Genomic DNA, 16,497 nt, shown 5'->3' with positions numbered 1-16,497 from the left:
GGCGGGGCGCCGCCCGGCGCGCCCCCCCCCCCCCCCCCCCCCCCCCCCCCCCCCCGCGGCCGCGCCCCCGGCCCCCCCCCCCCCGCGCCCCCCCCCCCCGCCCCCCCCCCCCCCCGCCCCCCCCCCCCCCCCCCCCGCGCCCCCCCCCCCCCCCCCCCCCCCCCGCGCCGCCGCCCCCCCGCGCCCCGCCCGCGCGGGGGGGGGGGGGGGGGGGGTGTCCTTCCGGTGCGGTTGCGGATGCAGATGAGGATGCGGATGAGGGCGGGGGCGGGGCTTCGGCTTCTCCCTGGGTTTCGGCTTCAACCTGGGCTTCGGTTTTTCCCCGGGTTTCGGCTTCGGTGAAGGTTTCGACGAGGGTGAGGAGCGTGGCCAGGTCGGCGCGGCGGGTGTGGGGGTTGAGGAGGGTGGCCTTGAGCCAGAGGCGGCCGTCGGCGCGGGCCCGGCCGAGGACGGCGCGGCCGGTGGTGAGCAGGGTGCGGCGTACGGCGGCGACGGTGGCGTCGGTGGCGCGGGTGGGCCGGAAGAGGACGGTGCTGAGGGTGGGCGGGGCGTGCAGTGCGAGCCCGGGGCGGTCGTGGATGAGGGAGGCGAGCTCCTCGGCCAGGTCGCAGACCGTGTCGACGAGCGCGCCGAGGCCGGTGCGGCCGAGGGTCTTGAGGGTGACGGCGGCCTTGAGGACGTCGGGGCGGCGGCTGGTGCGCGGGGAGCGGGCGAGGAGGTCGGGGAGTCCGGCGTCGGTGTCGTCGTCGGCGTTGAGGTAGTCGGCGCGGTGGTGGAGGGCGGCGAGGTCGCGGGTGTCCTTGACGGTGAGGAGGCCGGCGGGGATCGGCTGCCAGCCGAGTTTGTGCAGGTCGAGGGCGACGGTGTCGGCGGCTTCCAGTCCCGTGAGCAGGGTTCGGCGCCGTTCGCTGAAGAGGAGGCCGGCGCCGTAGGCGGCGTCGGTGTGCAGGCGGGCGCGGTGGGCGGCGCAGCGGTCGGCGATCTGGGGCAGGCCGAGGAGCCAGGCGGCGCGGTGTACGGAGTGGTGGGCGGCTGCGCCGTGGACCACGCGCAGTCCGGTGCCGAGGGCTTCGCGGGCGAGCAGGACGGCGAGGTGGTTGGACTCGGTGCCGCCGGTGGTGACGAGCGCGTCGGCGGCACCGGTCTCCCGGGCGAGGGCGCGGGTGAAGAGGGCTTCCAGGGCGGTGGCGGCGGGCGCCTGGTCCCAGGAGTCGAGGGAGGGGTTGAGGACGCTGGCGGCGAGGTCGGCGGCGCCCTCGGCCAGGGCGGTGACCAGGACGCGGAGCGCCTCGGGGTCTCCGTGGCGGGGCAGGATGTCGCCGACGGCGTCCGCCACCTGGGCGACGACGGCGTCGGGCCCGCCCGGGGGCAGTGGGCCGCGGCGTGCTGCCGTACCGGTGCGCAGGGCGTCGAGCACGGTGTCCAGCAGGGCCGGCAGGGCGTCGGTGCCCTGCGGGCCCGAGGCGAGGGGCGGGATGCCCATGGGCGGTCCTCCGGGCGCGGGACTGGGACTCCAGCTTGTACGCGAACGTGTGCGTACACCCGGACAGCCCAACGATCACTACCCGAAAGGGGGACCCGTCGACGGGTCTCCCCCGCTTACCTTCCCTCTGCCCTTCTCTCCTCTGCCCTTCTCTCCTTCTCTCCTTCTCTCCCTCTCCTCCCCCTCCTCGCTCTCCTCCCTTTTCCGTCTCCCCCGCTCCCTGCTCCCCCGCTCTCCGCTCTCCGCTCTTTTCCCCTGTCCGCCGTCCGTCCCGGGTCAGCGTGTGGCCGCCTCGCGGACCCGCAGCGCGCGTGCCAGGTCGTCGAGCTGGTCGGTGAGCTTGCGGCGCAGGGCGGGGACGGGGTCGGCGTCGGCGAGGCACTGCTCGCCCAGGCGGAGGGTGTCGGCGTCGACGGCGTGGCCGGGGAAGGCCCAGCGGCCGGCGGCGTCGGCGATGGCGGGGCCGCGGCGGGCGGCGACCGCGACGGCCTCGGCGAAGTAGCGCGGTACGTAGTCCCGTACGAGGTCGGCCTGTTCGGGCTGCCAGAAGCCCTGGGCGGTGGCGGTGAACAGGTAGTTGGAGAGGTCGTCGGTGGCGAACATGGCCTCCCAGGCGCGGCTCTTGGCCTCGGCGTCGGGCAGTGCGGCGCGGCAGCGGGCGGCGCCCTCCTGGCCGGTGGCGCTCGGGTCGCGGGCGAGTTCGGCGGCGATGGCGGCCTCGTCGGTGGCGCCGAGTACGGCGAGGCGGGTGAGGATGCGCCAGCGCAGTTCGGGGTCGAGTTCGGGGCCGCCGGGCACGGTGCCGTCGGTGAGCCAGGCGGCGATGGTGTCGGGGTGGGCGGCGGCGTCGATGCGGTGGCGTACGGCGATCAGGCGCAGGCCGGGGTTGTCGCCGTCCTCGGTGCGGCGGATGAGGTCGCGGCAGAGTTCGGCGAGGACGGTGAGGGCGGCGGGCCGCTGCTCGGGGGTGACGTAGCGGTCGGCGACCTGGCCGGCGGCGAAGGCGAGGACGCCGTCGACGAGTGCGAGGTCGGTCTCGTGGGGGAGGTGGGCGCGGGCGATCTCCTGGTAGGTGGCGGCGGGGAGTTCACCGTCGCGGACGGCGTCCCTCAGGGCGTTCCAGACCACGGCCCGGGTGAGGGGGTCGGGGAGGCCGGAGAGGCTCTCGCGGATCGTCCGGAAGGACTCGGTGTCGAAGCGGACCTTGGCGTAGCTCAGGTCGCCGTCGTTGAGGACGACGAGTGCGGGGAGTTTGCCGATGGGCCGGGGTTCGTCCTGGGGGAGGTCGAGGTCGAGGCGTTCGCGCAGGCTGAGGCGGCCTTCGTCGGTGTGGTCGCGGTCGTAGAGGCCGACGGCGATGCGGTGGGGGCGTTCGCCGCGCCGGCCGGCTTCGAGTACGCGGTCGCCGTTGTCGCCGGTGACGCGGGGGGTGAGGGTGTCGACTCCGGTGGTGCGCAGCCAGGCGTCGGCCCAGGCGTGGACGTCGCGGTCGGTGGCGGCGGCGAGGGAGTCGATGAAATCGGCGAGGGAGGCGTTGGCGAACTTGTGGCGTTCGAAGTGGGTGTTGATGCCGGCCAGGAAGTCCTTCTCGCCGAGCCAGTGGACGAGCTGGCGCAGGGCGGAGGCGCCCTTGGCGTAGGAGATGCCGTCGAAGTTGAGGAGGGCGGAGGCGGTGTCCTCGACGTTTTCGGGGGCGACGGGGTGGGTGGAGGGGCGCTGGTCGGCGTCGTAGCCCCAGGCTTTGCGGCTGACGCCGAAGTCGGTCCAGGTGTGGACGCCCCACTTTCTGGGGGGAGTCCCCCCAGACCCCCCAAGGCTGACTTCGGCGGTGGTCTGGTAGCCCATGTACTCGGCGAAGGACTCGTTCAGCCAGATGTCGTCCCACCAGCGCAGGGTGACCAGGTCGCCGAACCACATGTGGGCCATCTCGTGGGCGATGACCATGGCCCGGGTCTGCCGCTGGGTGTCGGTGACGGCGGAGCGGAAGACGAACTCGTCGCGGAAGGTGACCAGTCCGGGGTTCTCCATGGCGCCGGCGTTGAACTCGGGGACGAACGCCTGGTCGTAGGAGTCGAAGGGGTAGGGCTCGTCGAACTTCTCGTGGTACCGGTCGAAGCAGGCGCGGGTGATCTCGAAGAGTTCGTCGGCGTCGGTGTCCAGGTGTTCGGCGAGGGAGCGGCGGCAGTGGATGCCGAAGGGCAGGCCGCGGTGTTCGGTGCGCAGGGAGTGCCAGGGGCCGGCGGCGAGGGCGACGAGGTAGGTGGAGATGAGGGGGGTGGTGGCGGCCTTCCAGTGGCCGTCGCCGGTGTGTTCGGTGGTGCCGTTGGCGAGGACGGTCCAGCCTTCGGGTGCGGTGACGGTCAGGTCGAAGACGGCTTTGAGGTCGGGCTGGTCGAAGGCGGCGAAGACGCGCTGGACGTCGTCCAGGAACATCTGGGTGTAGAGGTAGGTCTCGTCGTCGGCGGGGTCGGTGAAGCGGTGCATGCCCTCGCCGGTGCGGGAGTAGCGCATGGCGGCGTCGACGCGCAGTTCGTGTTCGCCGGGGGCGAGGTTCTTCAGGGTGAGCCGGTTGTCGTCGAGGCCGGCCGGGTCGAGGGGTTGTCCGTCGAGGGTGACGGAGCGCAGTTCCGCGGGCTTGACCTCGACGAACGTGTCCGTGGTGCCGGTGTCGCCGCGGACGGTGAACCGGATGACGGTACGGGAGTCGAAGGTCTCGTCACCACGGGTCAGATCGAGGTCGATCGCGTAGTGGTGGACGTCGAGGAGCCGGGAGCGGGTCTGCGCTTCGTCGCGCGTCAGTACGGACATGCACGACATGCTGCCTGATGCGGTGGGCAGCGCACAGAGGCGGTTCGGTACGTGGCGTATGTCCGGTCCGCCGCGGCGTGCGCCCCGGGGGCGCGCGCCGGGTGGCTGGGGTCTCAGCCGGTGGCGGGGCGGGTGCCGTTCGGGCCGGTGCGGGTGTTGCCGTCGGTGTGGGCGTTGCTGTTGAGGTCACTGTTGCCGTTGCCGTTGTCGTCCGCGATGCGCTCGTGGTGGTGGATCACCTCGGCGATGATGAAGTTGAGGAACTTCTCGGCGAACGCCGGATCCAGCTTGGCGCTCTCGGCGAGGGTCCGCAGCCGGGCGATCTGCTTGGCCTCGCGGGTCGGGTCGGCGGGCGGCAGCTGGTGGTGGGCCTTGAGGAGGCCGACTTGCTGGGTGCACTTGAAGCGCTCGGCGAGCATGTGGACGACGGCCGCGTCGATGTTGTCGATGCTGTCCCGCAACCGGGCCAGTTCCTCGCGGACGGCGGGGTCGTCGGCTCCGGTACCGGTGTTGCTGGTGGTCATGGGCGCACACCCTACGGGCGCCGGGCCCGGCGTCGCAGGCCGTCTCGTACAGTGGAGGCAGGGTTCAGGCGTCTTGGGGGTCGGGCGTGGCGAACGGTGGACCGGTGGAGCACGGCTTTCCGCACCTGGAGACGGTACGGCAGGCGGTGACCGCCCTGTACAGACGGCTGTCGTACGACACGGTGCAGGCGTTCTCGGTCAGCGTGCCGCCGGCCGACGTGGCGTTCTGCGACACCGACGACCTGTATCTGGGCGCGCAGCGGGTGGCGCACGAGTTGGTGCGGCACTACCGGTTGCCCGACGCCCGCATGATCGTTTCCTTTCGTGAGATGACGCATGCGGCGAACGTGGAGCTGACGGCGGGGCCTGAGTACTTCATCGAGCTGAACGACCGCTTCCGCACCCACCGCCGGGACATCGGCGCGGCCCTCGCCCACGAGGTGATGCACGTCTATCTGCACCGTCTCGACCTGTCCTTCCCCGGCACCCGGGACAACGAGATCCTCACCGACACGGCGACGACGTACCTGGGCGCGGGCTGGCTGCTCCTCGACGCCTTCCGGGAGGACGGGGCGTCCTCGCAGAAGCTCGGGTACCTGACGCCGGAGGAGTTCGGGTACGTGCTGGCCAAGCGGGCGCTGCTGTTCGGTGAGGATCCGTCGGTCTGGTTCACGAGCCCGCAGGCGTACACGGCGTACGGCAAGGGCCTTGCGCGGGCCCGGCGGGACGAGCAGCAGCCGCCGCTGACGGCGGCCGGCTGGACGGGCCGCCGCCGTTACGCGCGGGACCGGCGGCACGCCCAGGATCGGCATCCGCGCGGCGCCGCTGTTCTTCCGGCGGGCGGACCGTACTCGTTCACGTCGCAGGACCGGGGCCCGCTGCGGGTGTCGTTCCCGTGCCCGACGTGTCATCAGCGGATCAGGGTGCCGGTGCGGGGGCGGGTCCGGGCGCGGTGCGGGCTGTGCCGGACGGTGCTGGAGTGCGACACGTAGGGTGCGGGGCGCGGCGCTGCCTGCGTGCCGGGGCGGCCGGGCGTCAGGGCGGCGGGCGTCAGGGCCGTACGATGCCCTGGGCGCGCGCGTCCACGAGCCACTTGGGGAATTCGCCGACCAGCCGGTCGTACAGTTCGGCGTCGCTCACCTCGCGCGGGTCGCGGCCCGCGTGGAAGAAGCCCGCGTTGTCGACGACCCGCTTGTCCGGCACGGCCAGTTCGTCGAGCTTGCGCAGGTACTCGAACTGCCGGCTGCCCGGGTCGCCGAAGCCGACGAACTGCCAGAACAGCGGCAGGCGTGCCGCCTTGCACAGGTAGCGCTCGGCGGCGAGCCGGCTGACCGGGCCGCCGTCGGTCTGGAAGACGACCAGGGCGGGGTGGCGGGCGCCGCTGTCGAGGTAGTGGTCGATGACGGCGTCCATGGCCAGGTGGTAGCTGGTCTTCCCCATGTGTCCGAGGCCGGCCACGATCTGCTCGATCCGTCCGTGGTGGTCGGCGAGGGCGATCTCGGTGACCGCGTCGACGTCGGTGGAGAAGAACACCACCGGGACGGTGCCGTCGTCGTCGAGGTGGGCGGAGAGGCCGAGCACCCGGTCGGCGAGGGCCTGCACGGTGCCGTCCTTGTAGTACGGCTTCATCGACCCGGAGTAGTCGACGACGAGGTAGACCGCGGCGCGGGTCTCCTGCAGTCCGTGCTTGGTCAGCGACACCCCGGCGCTCTTGTACAGGTCGACGAGCGCGGGTGCCGTCTCCTGCACCTTGGTGAGACTGATCGCGGCCATGCGGATTCCCCCGTCACCCCTGGACTTGCGGCTTCGGCTGCCGAGGGTACGCCACGGCCGACCCCGCCTCCCGGCCCGTCCACCGGCATTCGCTATTTTGTTCGCCGCCGCCCCCGTCGGCTGTACGCCGCCGTTCCCATCGGCTGTACGCAGCCGTCCCCACCGGCTTGTCCGTCGCCGTCCCCACCGGCTCACCGTCCGTCCAGCGGAGGTATCCCGCAGTGAAACGTGCCGGAGTGCTGCTCCTGGCGGCCGTCCCCGTGATCGCGACGGGGGTGTACTTCGTGCTGCCGTCGGACTCGGCCAACGCCCCGGTCACCCCGCCCGCGGCCACGGCGCAGTCCCGCGAGGACGCCAAGAACCGGGCGGAGAAGGAGCGCGAGGCGGACGACGAGCTGATCGCCGACCTGCCGCCCGGGCTGGCCGCCCCGGCGAAGAAGGAACTGGCCCAGCAGCTGGTGTCCAGCGCCGAGAACTCGACGACCGAGTGGCGCACCGCCTACGGCACCATCGAGGACCCCGGGGAGGGCGACGGCTACACCGCGGGCATCATCGGTTTCTGCACCGGCACCCACGACCTGCTCACCCTGGTCGAGCGCTACACCGAGGACCACCCGGACAACGGCCTGGCGAGGTACCTGCCCGCTCTGCGCGAGGTCGACGGCAGCGACTCGCACGAGGGGCTGGACCCGGGGTTCACGGCGGCCTGGCAGGCCGAGGCGGAGGTCCCGGCGTTCCGCGAGGCGCAGGAGGAGGAGCGCGACCGGGTCTACTTCGAACCGGCGGTCCGCCTGGCCAAGCTGGACGGCCTGGGCACGCTGGGCCAGTTCGTGTACTTCGACGCGATGGTCTTCCACGGCCCGGACACGGACGCCGAGGGGTTCTACGGGGTGCGCGAGCAGGCCCTGCGGGAGGCGAGGACGCCGGGGCAGGGCGGCTCGGAGAAGGCCTTCCTGAAGACCTTCCTGGACGTGCGCCGCGCCGCCATGGAGTCCAAGCGTCCGGGCATCGACGCGTCCCGGATCGACACGGCCCAGCGGCGCTTCCTGAAGGCCGGGAACCTGGATCTGTCGACGCCGCTGGTGTGGGAGATGTACGGGGACACCTACAAGGTGCCGTAGGGCACACCTGCAAGGTGCCGCAGGGGGCACCTGCAAGATGCCGTAGGGGGCGCCGCGCCAGGTGCCTCCCCCTTGGGGCACCGCGCCAGGTGCCTCCCCTTGGGACGGCGCGCCGGGTGCCCGTTGGGGCGGCGCGCCGGGTGCCCCGAGCATGCGACAGCGCCTGCCCGGTGTCCGGTCGGGGACGGGGCAGGCGCCATCAGTGTTCCGCACGCCATTGTGCGGGACGCTTTTCGGTTGTCCGGCTCCGGTCGGCCCGTGTCCGGGCGTTCCGGCTCCGGTCGTGCCCGGCCCCGGCTGTCCCCTCTCGGGGCGTGCCGGCTCCGGCGTGTCCCGTCCGTCAGACCGCGAGGGCGCGGTCGGTCGGGCGGATCGGGGCCGGCAGGTCGCTGGCCCCGGTCAGGAAGCGGTCGGCGCCGCGCGCGGCCGAGCGGCCCTCGGCGATCGCCCAGACGATGAGCGACTGGCCGCGGCCGGCGTCACCGGCGACGAACACACCCGGCACGTTGGTCTGGAAGTCGGCGTCGCGGGCGATGTTACCGCGTGCGTCGAGCTCCAGGCCGAACTGGTCGACGAGGCCGTTCTCCTTGTCGGTGCCGGTGAAGCCCATGGCGAGGGTGACCAGCTGGGCGGGGATCTTGCGCTCGGTGCCCGGCTTCGGGGTGAGCTTGCCGTCGACGAACTCGACCTCGGTCAGGTGCAGCCACTGGACGTTGCCGTCCTCGTCGCCCTCGAAGTGGGTGGTGGAGACGGCGTAGACGCGCTCGCCGCCCTCCTCGTGGGCGCTGGTGACCTTGTACAGCATCGGGAAGGTCGGCCACGGCTGTGCGAGCGGGTTCCGCTCCTCGCCCGGCCGGGGCATGATCTCCAGCTGGGTGACGGAGGCCGCGCCCTGGCGGTGGGCGGTGCCCACGCAGTCGGCGCCGGTGTCGCCGCCGCCGATGACGACGACGTGCTTGCCCTCGGCGGTCAGGGGCGGGGAGACGTAGTCGCCCTCCTGGACCTTGTTGGCCAGGGGCAGGTACTCCATCGCCTGGTGGATGCCGTTCAGCTCGCGGCCGGGGACGGGCAGGTCGCGGGCGGTGGTGGAGCCGGCGGCGACGACGACCGCGTCGTAGCGCTTCTTGAGGTCGGTGGCGCTCAGGTCGCGGCCGATCTCGACGCCGGTGCGGAAGCGGGTGCCCTCGGCGCGCATCTGCTCGATGCGCCGGTTGATGTGCCGCTTCTCCATCTTGAACTCGGGGATGCCGTACCGCAGGAGGCCGCCGATGCGGTCCGCGCGCTCGTAGACGGCGACGGTGTGGCCGGCCCGGGTGAGCTGCTGGGCGGCGGCGAGACCGGCGGGTCCCGAGCCGATGACGGCGACGGTCTTGCCGGACAGGCGCTCGGGGATGCGCGGGGCGACGTCCCCGGTCTCCCACGCCTTGTCGATGATGGAGACCTCGACGTTCTTGATGGTGACCGGCGGCTGGTTGATGCCGAGGACGCACGCCGACTCGCACGGGGCCGGGCACAGGCGGCCGGTGAACTCCGGGAAGTTGTTGGTGGCGTGCAGCCGCTCGGACGCCGCCGACCAGTCCTCTCGGTAGGCGTAGTCGTTCCACTCGGGGATCAGGTTCCCGAGGGGGCAGCCGTTGTGGCAGAACGGGATGCCGCAGTCCATGCAGCGGCTGGCCTGCTTGCTGATGATCGGCAGCAGGGAGCCGGGGACGTAGACCTCGTTCCAGTCCTTGACGCGTTCGTCGACCGGCCGGGACGTGGCGACTTCGCGGCCGTGGTTCAGAAAGCCCTTGGGGTCAGCCATTGGTCGCCGCCTCCATCATCTTCTCGGTGATCTCGGACTCGGAGAGACCGTCTCGCTCGGCGGCGTCCTTGGCGGCGAGCACTGCCTGGTACGTGCTGGGGATGATCTTGCTGAAGCGCCGCACGGCGGCGGACCAGTCGGCGAGCAGCTTCCGGGCGACCGTGGACCCGGTCTCCTCGGCGTGGCGGCGCACCACGTCGTGCAGCCAGTCCTGGTCGGCGTCGTCCAGGGTCTGTACGGCGCCGGCGTTGCCGGCGTTGACGTTGTCCGGGTCGAGGTCGACGACGTAGGCGATGCCGCCGGACATGCCGGCCGCGAAGTTGCGGCCGGTCTCGCCGAGGACGACGGCGTGGCCGCCGGTCATGTACTCGCAGCCGTGGTCGCCGACGCCCTCGGAGACGACCAGTGCGCCGGAGTTGCGGACGCAGAAGCGTTCGCCGACCTTGCCGCGCAGGAACATCTCGCCGCCGGTGGCGCCGTAGCCGATGGTGTTGCCGGCGATGGTGGAGTACTCGGCGAGGTGGTCGGCGCCGCGGTCGGGGCGGACGATCACGCGGCCGCCGGAGAGGCCCTTGCCGACGTAGTCGTTGGCGTCGCCCTCCAGGCGCAGCGTGACGCCGCGGGGGACGAAGGCGCCGAAGGACTGGCCGGCGGAGCCGGTGAAGGTGATGTCGACGGTGTCGTCGGGCAGGCCGGCGCCGCCGAACTTCTTGGTCACCTCGTGGCCGAGCATGGTGCCGACGGTGCGGTTGATGTTGCGGATGGCGACCTGGGCGCGCACGGGGGAGGCCTGGGCGGCGTCCGCGGCGGACAGGGCGTCGGAGGCGAGCTTGATCAGCTCGTTGTCGAGTGCCTTCTCCAGGCCGTGGTCCTGGCCGACGGCCTGGTGGCGGGCCGCGCCCTCGGCCAGCGCGGGCACGTGGAACAGCGGTTCCAGGTCGAGGCCCTGTGCCTTCCAGTGGTCGACGGCGCGGGTCACGTCGAGGGTCTCGGCGTGGCCGACGGCCTCCTCGATGGAGCGGTAGCCCAGCTCGGCGAGGATCTCGCGGACCTCTTCGGCGATGAACCGGAAGAAGTTCACGATGTACTCGGCCTTGCCGGAGAACCGGTCGCGCAGGACCGGGTTCTGGGTGGCGATGCCGACGGGGCAGGTGTCCAGGTGGCAGACGCGCATCATGACGCAGCCGGAGACGACGAGCGGCGCGGTGGCGAAGCCGAACTCCTCGGCGCCGAGCAGCGCGGCGATGACGACGTCGCGGCCGGTCTTGAGCTGGCCGTCGGTCTGCACGACGATGCGGTCGCGCAGGCCGTTGAGGAGCAGGGTCTGCTGGGTCTCGGCGAGGCCCAGCTCCCAGGGGCCGCCCGCGTGCTTGAGCGAGGTCAGCGGGGAGGCGCCGGTGCCGCCGTCGTGGCCGGAGATGAGCACCACGTCCGCGTGCGCCTTGGACACGCCCGCGGCGACCGTGCCGACGCCGACCTCGGAGACCAGCTTGACGTGGATCCGCGCCTGCGGGTTCGCGTTCTTCAGGTCGTGGATCAGCTGGGCGAGGTCCTCGATGGAGTAGATGTCGTGGTGCGGCGGCGGGGAGATCAGCCCGACGCCGGGGGTGCTGTGCCGGGTCTTGGCGACCCAGGGGTACACCTTGTGGCCGGGCAGCTGGCCGCCCTCGCCGGGCTTGGCGCCCTGGGCCATCTTGATCTGGATGTCGTCGGCGTTGACCAGGTACTCGCTGGTGACGCCGAAGCGGCCGGAGGCGACCTGCTTGATGCTGGAGCGGCGCGCCGGGTCGTACAGGCGCTCGGGGTCCTCGCCGCCCTCACCGGTGTTGGACTTGCCGCCCAGCTGGTTCATGGCGATGGCGAGGGTCTCGTGCGCCTCCTGGGAGATGGAGCCGTACGACATGGCGCCGGTGGAGAAGCGCTTGACGATCTCGGAGACGGGCTCGACCTCGTCGAGCGGGACCGGCTGCCGGTCCGACGTGAAGCCGAAGAGGCCGCGCAGCGTCATCAGCCGCTCGGACTGCTCGTTGACGCGCTCGGTGTACTTCTTGAAGATGTCGTACTCGCCGGAGCGCGTGGAGTGCTGGAGGCGGAAGACCGTCTCCGGGTCGAACAGGTGGGGTTCGCCCTCGCGGCGCCACTGGTACTCGCCGCCGATCTCCAGGGTGCGGTGGGCGGGCGCGATGCCGCTGGCCGGGTACGCCTTGGCGTGGCGGGCGGCGACCTCCTGGGCGACGACGTCGATGCCGACGCCGCCGATCTTGGTGGTGGTGCCGTTGAAGTACTTCTCGACGAACTCCTCGTCCAGGCCGACGGCCTCGAAGACCTGGGCACCGCGGTAGGAGGCGACGGTGGAGATGCCCATCTTGGACATGACCTTGAGGACGCCCTTGCCGAGGGCGTGGATCAGGTTGCGGATGGCCTGCTCGGGCTCGGCGCCGGGCAGGAAGGTGCCGGCCCGGACCAGGTCCTCGACGGACTCCATGGCGAGGTAGGGGTTGACCGCGGCGGCGCCGAAGCCGATGAGCAGGGCGACGTGGTGGACCTCGCGGACGTCGCCGGCCTCGACCAGCAGGCCCACCTCGGTGCGCTGCTTGGTGCGGATGAGGTGGTGGTGGACGGCGGCGGTGAGCAGCAGCGACGGGATCGGCGCGTGCTCGGCGTCGGAGTGGCGGTCGGACAGGACGATCAGCCGGGCGCCGTTCTCGATGGCGGCGTCGGTCTCGGCGCAGATCTCCTGGATGCGGGCGGCCAGCGAGTCGCCGCCGCCGTGCACGCGGTAGAGGCCGGAGAGGGTGGCGGCCTTGAAGCCGGGCATGTCGCCGTCGGCGTTGATGTGGATGAGCTTGGCCAGCTCGTCGTTGTCGATGACCGGGAAGGGCAGCAGGACGCTGCGGCAGGAGGCGGCCGTCGGGTCGAGCAGGTTGCCCTGGGGGCCCAGTGAGGAGCGCAGCGAGGTGACCAGTTCCTCGCGGATGGCGTCCAGCGGCGGGTTGGTGACCTGCGCGAAGAGCTGGGTGAAGTAGTCGAAGAGCAGCCGGGGGCGGTCGGAGAGCGCGGCGATGGGCGAGTCGGTGCCCATGGAGCCGATCGGCTCGGCGCCGGCCTTGGCCATCGGCGCGAGGATGACGCGCAGCTCCTCCTCGGTGTACCCGAAGGTCTGCTGGCGGCGGGTGACCGAGGCGTGGGTGTGCACGATGTGCTCGCGCTCGGGCAGGTCGGACAGCTCGATCTCGCCGGCGTCGATCCACTCGGCGTAGGGCTGCTCGGCGGCGAGCTGTGCCTTGATCTCGTCGTCCTCGATGATGCGGTGCTCGGCGGTGTCCACGAGGAACATGCGGCCGGGCTGCAGGCGGCCCTTGCGGACGACCTTGGCGGGGTCGATGTCGAGGACGCCGACCTCGGAGCCGAGGACGACGAGGCCGTCGTCGGTGACCCAGTAGCGGCCGGGGCGCAGACCGTTGCGGTCGAGTACGGCGCCGACCTGGGTGCCGTCGGTGAAGGTGACGCAGGCGGGGCCGTCCCAGGGTTCCATCATCGTGGAGTGGAACTGGTAGAAGGCGCGCCGGTCCGCGTCCATCGAGTCGTGGTTCTCCCACGCCTCCGGGATCATCATCAGCACGGAGTGCGGCAGCGAACGCCCGCCGAGGTGGAGCAGCTCCAGGACCTCGTCGAAGGAGGCGGAGTCGGAGGCGTCCGGCGTACAGACCGGGAAGATCCGCTCGAGGTCGGAGGACGAGCCGAACAGGCCGGAGGCGAGCTGGGACTCGCGGGCGCGCATCCAGTTGCGGTTGCCCTTGACCGTGTTGATCTCGCCGTTGTGCGCGACGAAGCGGTACGGGTGGGCGAGCGGCCAGCTCGGGAAGGTGTTGGTGGAGAACCGGGAGTGCACGAGCGCGATCGCGGAGGCGAAGCGGCGGTCGGACAGGTCCGGGAAGAAGGGCTCCAGCTGGCCGGTGGTGAGCATGCCCTTGTAGACGATGGTCCGCGCGGACAGTGACGGGAAGTAGACGCCCGCCTCGCGCTCGGCGCGCTTGCGCAGCGCGAAGGCGTGGCGGTCGAGCGCGATGCCGTGCGAGGTGCCGTCGCTGACGAAGATCTGGCGGAAGACCGGCATGGTCGAGCGGGCGGTGGCGCCGAGCAGCTGCGGGGCGACCGGGACCTCGCGCCAGCCGAGGACGGTGAGGCCCTCCTCGGCCGCGATCGCCTCGATCCGGGCGACGGCGTCCTCGGTGCCGTCGCCGGGCAGGAAGGCGATGCCGGCGGCGTACGCGCCGGCCTCGGGCAGTTGGAATCCGGCCACCTCGCGGAAGAAGGCGTCCGGCACCTGGGAGAGGATGCCCGCGCCGTCGCCCGAGTCCGGTTCGGAGCCGGTGGCGCCGCGGTGCTCCAGGTTGCGCAGCACGGTGAGTGCCTGGTCGACCAGGGTGTGGGACGCCTCGCCGGTGAGAGTGGCGACGAAACCGACGCCGCAGGCGTCGTGCTCGTTGCGGGGGTCGTACATACCCTGCGCGGCAGGGCGAGCATCCATGAAGGACCAGTTCTGGCCACTCGCGGAATGCTGGGACGGCTGGCGCGGCGTACGCATCGGCTCTCCCGTCGTCGTCATCTGGCATGTGCGGGTGCCGAGGGACGACGCTGGCCCTCTGCGGTTCGGTGCAAAAGCTGGTGCAGGTTACATGATGGATTGGTTCTCGGTAAACGGGACAATCCGTTCCAACATGCGGACGCCGGAGGGGTGCGGCGGGGGTACCGCGCCCGGCGGGGAAAGCTGTGGAGACCGAAGCGCACAGATCGATGTCCGTCGGTCCGAGAGGGTGGAGGAAGCGTCGTCGCCCGCTCCACGGGCGCGCGGCGAGCTTCTTTGCCCGCAGCGCTTACGGCTCATGCCCGGAGATTACGCACTCGAAACCAGCCAGTAACGGCTACTTATGCGGTCCCTCGCATAAGTTCGGGGCCGGACTATCCTACGGCCGTCCCGAACAGGCTGCCCAGGGCGTACGTCACACCGGCCGCCGCGCCGCCGAGCGCGAGCTGCCGCAGGCCGCTGTACCACCAGCTGCGGGCCGTCACCTTGGCGACCACCGCTCCGCACAGGAAGAGCCCGGCCAGCGCGAGCAGCACCGCGGGCCACAGCGCACCGGCGCCGAGCAGGAACGGCAGGACGGGCAGCAGGGCGCCCAGCGCGAAGGACCCGAACGACGACACGGCCGCGACCAGCGGCGACGGCAGGTCGGAGGGGTCGATGCCGAGTTCCTCGCGGGCGTGTATCTCCAGCGCCTGCTCGGGGTCGCTGGACAGCTGGCGGGCCACCTGGCGCGCGAGGTGCGGCTCGACGCCGCGGGCCTCGTAGAGCGCGGCCAGCTCGGCCTCCTCGTCCGCCGGGTGCTTGCGCAGCTCGCGGCGCTCCACGTCCAGCTCGGCCTCGACCAGCTCGCGCTGGGAGGCGACGGAGGTGTACTCGCCGGCGGCCATGGAGAAGGCGCCGGCGGCGAGCCCGGCGAGGCCGCTGATCACCACGGTCTGCTGACTGGCCGTACCGCCCGCCACACCGGTCATCAGGGCGAGGTTGGAGACGAGGCCGTCCATCGCGCCGAAGACGGCGGGGCGCAGCCAGCCGCCGTTCACGTCGCGGTGGGTGTGGTTGTCACGGTGCGCCTCGTGCAGCGGCGCCTCGGTTTCGATGATGGCCATGGGATTCCCCCGGGGGACTGGTGGGGCCGGCCGAGCCAGCCACTTTGGACTCGTTCTATCTTTCGACAACACTCAATCTACGCCGTTCATTTCCGCGCCGCCAGCAAGGAAAGGCTGGGCTTACCTGCGGTTTTACCCTTCCGGACCGCTGCGTGATCTTGCTCGTGGGGATGTCGACCGGGTGACGCTGCGGCCCGGGAGGCTGCGGCACCCGACGCACCGGGGACAGATGCGCAGAGGGAGAGGCAGAGGGAGAGGAGAGGCCGCATGGCATCCATCGCCTGCATTCCCCCGGCCCCCGCACCCCGGGGCGACGCCGGACCGGTCGAACGGGCCCGGGGCGCACTGCTCGGACTGGCCGTCGGGGACGCCCTCGGGGCACCGGCCGAGAACATGAAGCCCTCCGAGATCCGCGCCCGCTGGGGCCGCATCACGGGATACGTGGCCGAGCGGCCCGCCGGTACCGACGACACCGAGTACGCGATCTTCTCGGGCCTGCTGCTGGCCCGGTACGGCTCCGGGCTCACACCGGCCCGGGTGGGGGCGGCCTGGCACGAGTGGATCGCGGACCGGGACGAGGGGCCGTTCCGGGGCGCCGGCTTCAGCGAACGCGGCACCCTGGAGAACCTGCGCCGCGGCCTCGCCGCCCCCATCTCCGCCCAGCACCGCCATGCCTGGAGCGACGGACTGGCGATGCGGGCCGCGCCGCACGGCGTGTTCGCGGCGGGCCGGCCCGCCGAAGCCGCCCGGCTCGCGGCGATCGACGGCTCGGTCAGCCACGACGGCGAGGGCATCTACGGAGGCCAGGCGGTGGCGGCGGGCGTCGCGGCGGCGATGGCGGGGGCGCCGCCGGTCGCGGTCGTCGCCGCCGCGCTGGCCGTCGTGCCGGAGGACTCCTGGACGGCCCGCTCCCTGCGCCGCGCGCTCACCGCGGCCCACCGGGGCGAACGCGCGGTCCGCTCCGCGGTGGTCATCGGCGGCTACCCCTGGACCGACCTGGCTCCCGAGGCGGTCGCCCTGGCCTTCGGCGCGTACGCGGCGGCCGACGGCGACTTCACGGACGCGGTGCTGACGGCCGTCAACATGGGCCGCGACGCCGACACCACGGCCGCGGTCGCCGGTGCCCTGGCCGGCGCGACCCACGGCGCCGCCGCGATCCCGGCCGACTGGGCGGCGGCCATCGGCCCGGCCCGCGGCACCTGCCTGCCGACGATCGCCGGCCACCACGTCCTGGAGGTGGCGGACCTGCTGACGCGGGCGGCGGGGCGGGGAGCGGAGGCGGGAGCGGGG

The 16,497-nt window shown here is 72.4% G+C and carries 9 protein-coding genes and 1 pseudogene; 3 read left to right on the top strand and 7 right to left on the bottom strand.

Annotation, left to right across the window (positions count from 1 at the left end; all coding sequences use genetic code 11):
- Nucleotides 1–337: 337 nt before the first annotated feature.
- From HZS56_RS34305 to HZS56_RS34295, 3 genes and pseudogenes are all read right to left on the bottom strand, one after another.
- A pseudogene (locus HZS56_RS34305) lies at nt 338–1,483 on the bottom strand (pyridoxal phosphate-dependent decarboxylase family protein); the annotation flags it as partial.
- A gap of 276 nt (nt 1,484–1,759) precedes the next feature.
- A complete protein-coding gene (gene pepN / locus HZS56_RS34300; RefSeq protein WP_216724737.1) occupies nt 1,760–4,291 on the bottom strand; it encodes an aminopeptidase N in 2,532 nt (843 codons plus the stop codon).
- Nucleotides 4,292–4,404: 113 nt separating this feature from the next.
- Nucleotides 4,405–4,815, bottom strand: coding sequence for a chorismate mutase (locus HZS56_RS34295; RefSeq protein WP_216724736.1), 411 nt, complete (start codon nt 4,813–4,815; stop codon nt 4,405–4,407).
- 86 nt (nt 4,816–4,901) lie between these two features.
- Here HZS56_RS34295 and HZS56_RS34290 point away from each other — a divergent pair, with 86 nt between their 5' ends.
- Nucleotides 4,902–5,807, top strand: a complete 906-nt coding sequence (locus HZS56_RS34290; protein ID WP_216724735.1) for a hypothetical protein — start codon at nt 4,902–4,904, stop codon at nt 5,805–5,807.
- Between the two features lie 58 nt (nt 5,808–5,865).
- Here the strand turns inward: HZS56_RS34290 and HZS56_RS34285 are convergent, their stop codons facing one another.
- On the bottom strand, nt 5,866–6,588 hold the full coding sequence (locus HZS56_RS34285; RefSeq protein WP_216724734.1) for a vWA domain-containing protein: 723 nt from the start codon (nt 6,586–6,588) through the stop codon (nt 5,866–5,868).
- Between the two features lie 221 nt (nt 6,589–6,809).
- Here HZS56_RS34285 and HZS56_RS34280 point away from each other — a divergent pair, with 221 nt between their 5' ends.
- Nucleotides 6,810–7,709 carry a chitosanase gene (locus HZS56_RS34280; RefSeq protein WP_308408225.1) on the top strand — a complete coding sequence of 300 codons (900 nt, stop codon included), beginning with the start codon at nt 6,810–6,812 and terminating at the stop codon, nt 7,707–7,709.
- A 340-nt stretch (nt 7,710–8,049) separates the two neighbouring features.
- On the opposite strand, the gene HZS56_RS34275 is transcribed toward HZS56_RS34280, so the two are convergent.
- From HZS56_RS34275 to HZS56_RS34265, 3 genes are all read right to left on the bottom strand, one after another.
- Entirely contained in the window at nt 8,050–9,513 is a 1,464-nt protein-coding gene (locus HZS56_RS34275; RefSeq protein ID WP_216724733.1) for a glutamate synthase subunit beta, read from the bottom strand.
- A complete protein-coding gene (gene gltB / locus HZS56_RS34270) occupies nt 9,506–14,044 on the bottom strand; it encodes a glutamate synthase large subunit (RefSeq protein WP_253915363.1) in 4,539 nt (1,512 codons plus the stop codon). The genes HZS56_RS34275 and gltB overlap by 8 nt, the downstream gene beginning before the upstream one ends.
- Nucleotides 14,045–14,475: 431 nt before the next feature.
- Nucleotides 14,476–15,207 carry a VIT1/CCC1 transporter family protein gene (locus HZS56_RS34265; protein WP_216724731.1) on the bottom strand — a complete coding sequence of 244 codons (732 nt, stop codon included), beginning with the start codon at nt 15,205–15,207 and terminating at the stop codon, nt 14,476–14,478.
- Nucleotides 15,208–15,474: 267 nt separating this feature from the next.
- Between HZS56_RS34265 and HZS56_RS34260 the strand changes: the two genes are divergently transcribed.
- On the top strand, nt 15,475–16,497 hold a 1,023-nt coding region (locus HZS56_RS34260), incomplete at its 3' end, for an ADP-ribosylglycohydrolase family protein (RefSeq protein WP_216724730.1).

This window comes from Streptomyces mayonensis (genome assembly GCF_018982965.1).
Lineage (GTDB): Bacteria > Actinomycetota > Actinomycetes > Streptomycetales > Streptomycetaceae > Streptomyces > Streptomyces mayonensis.
Note: the sequence above shows the minus strand (reverse complement) of the source record. Positions and strands in the feature narration are given on the sequence as shown.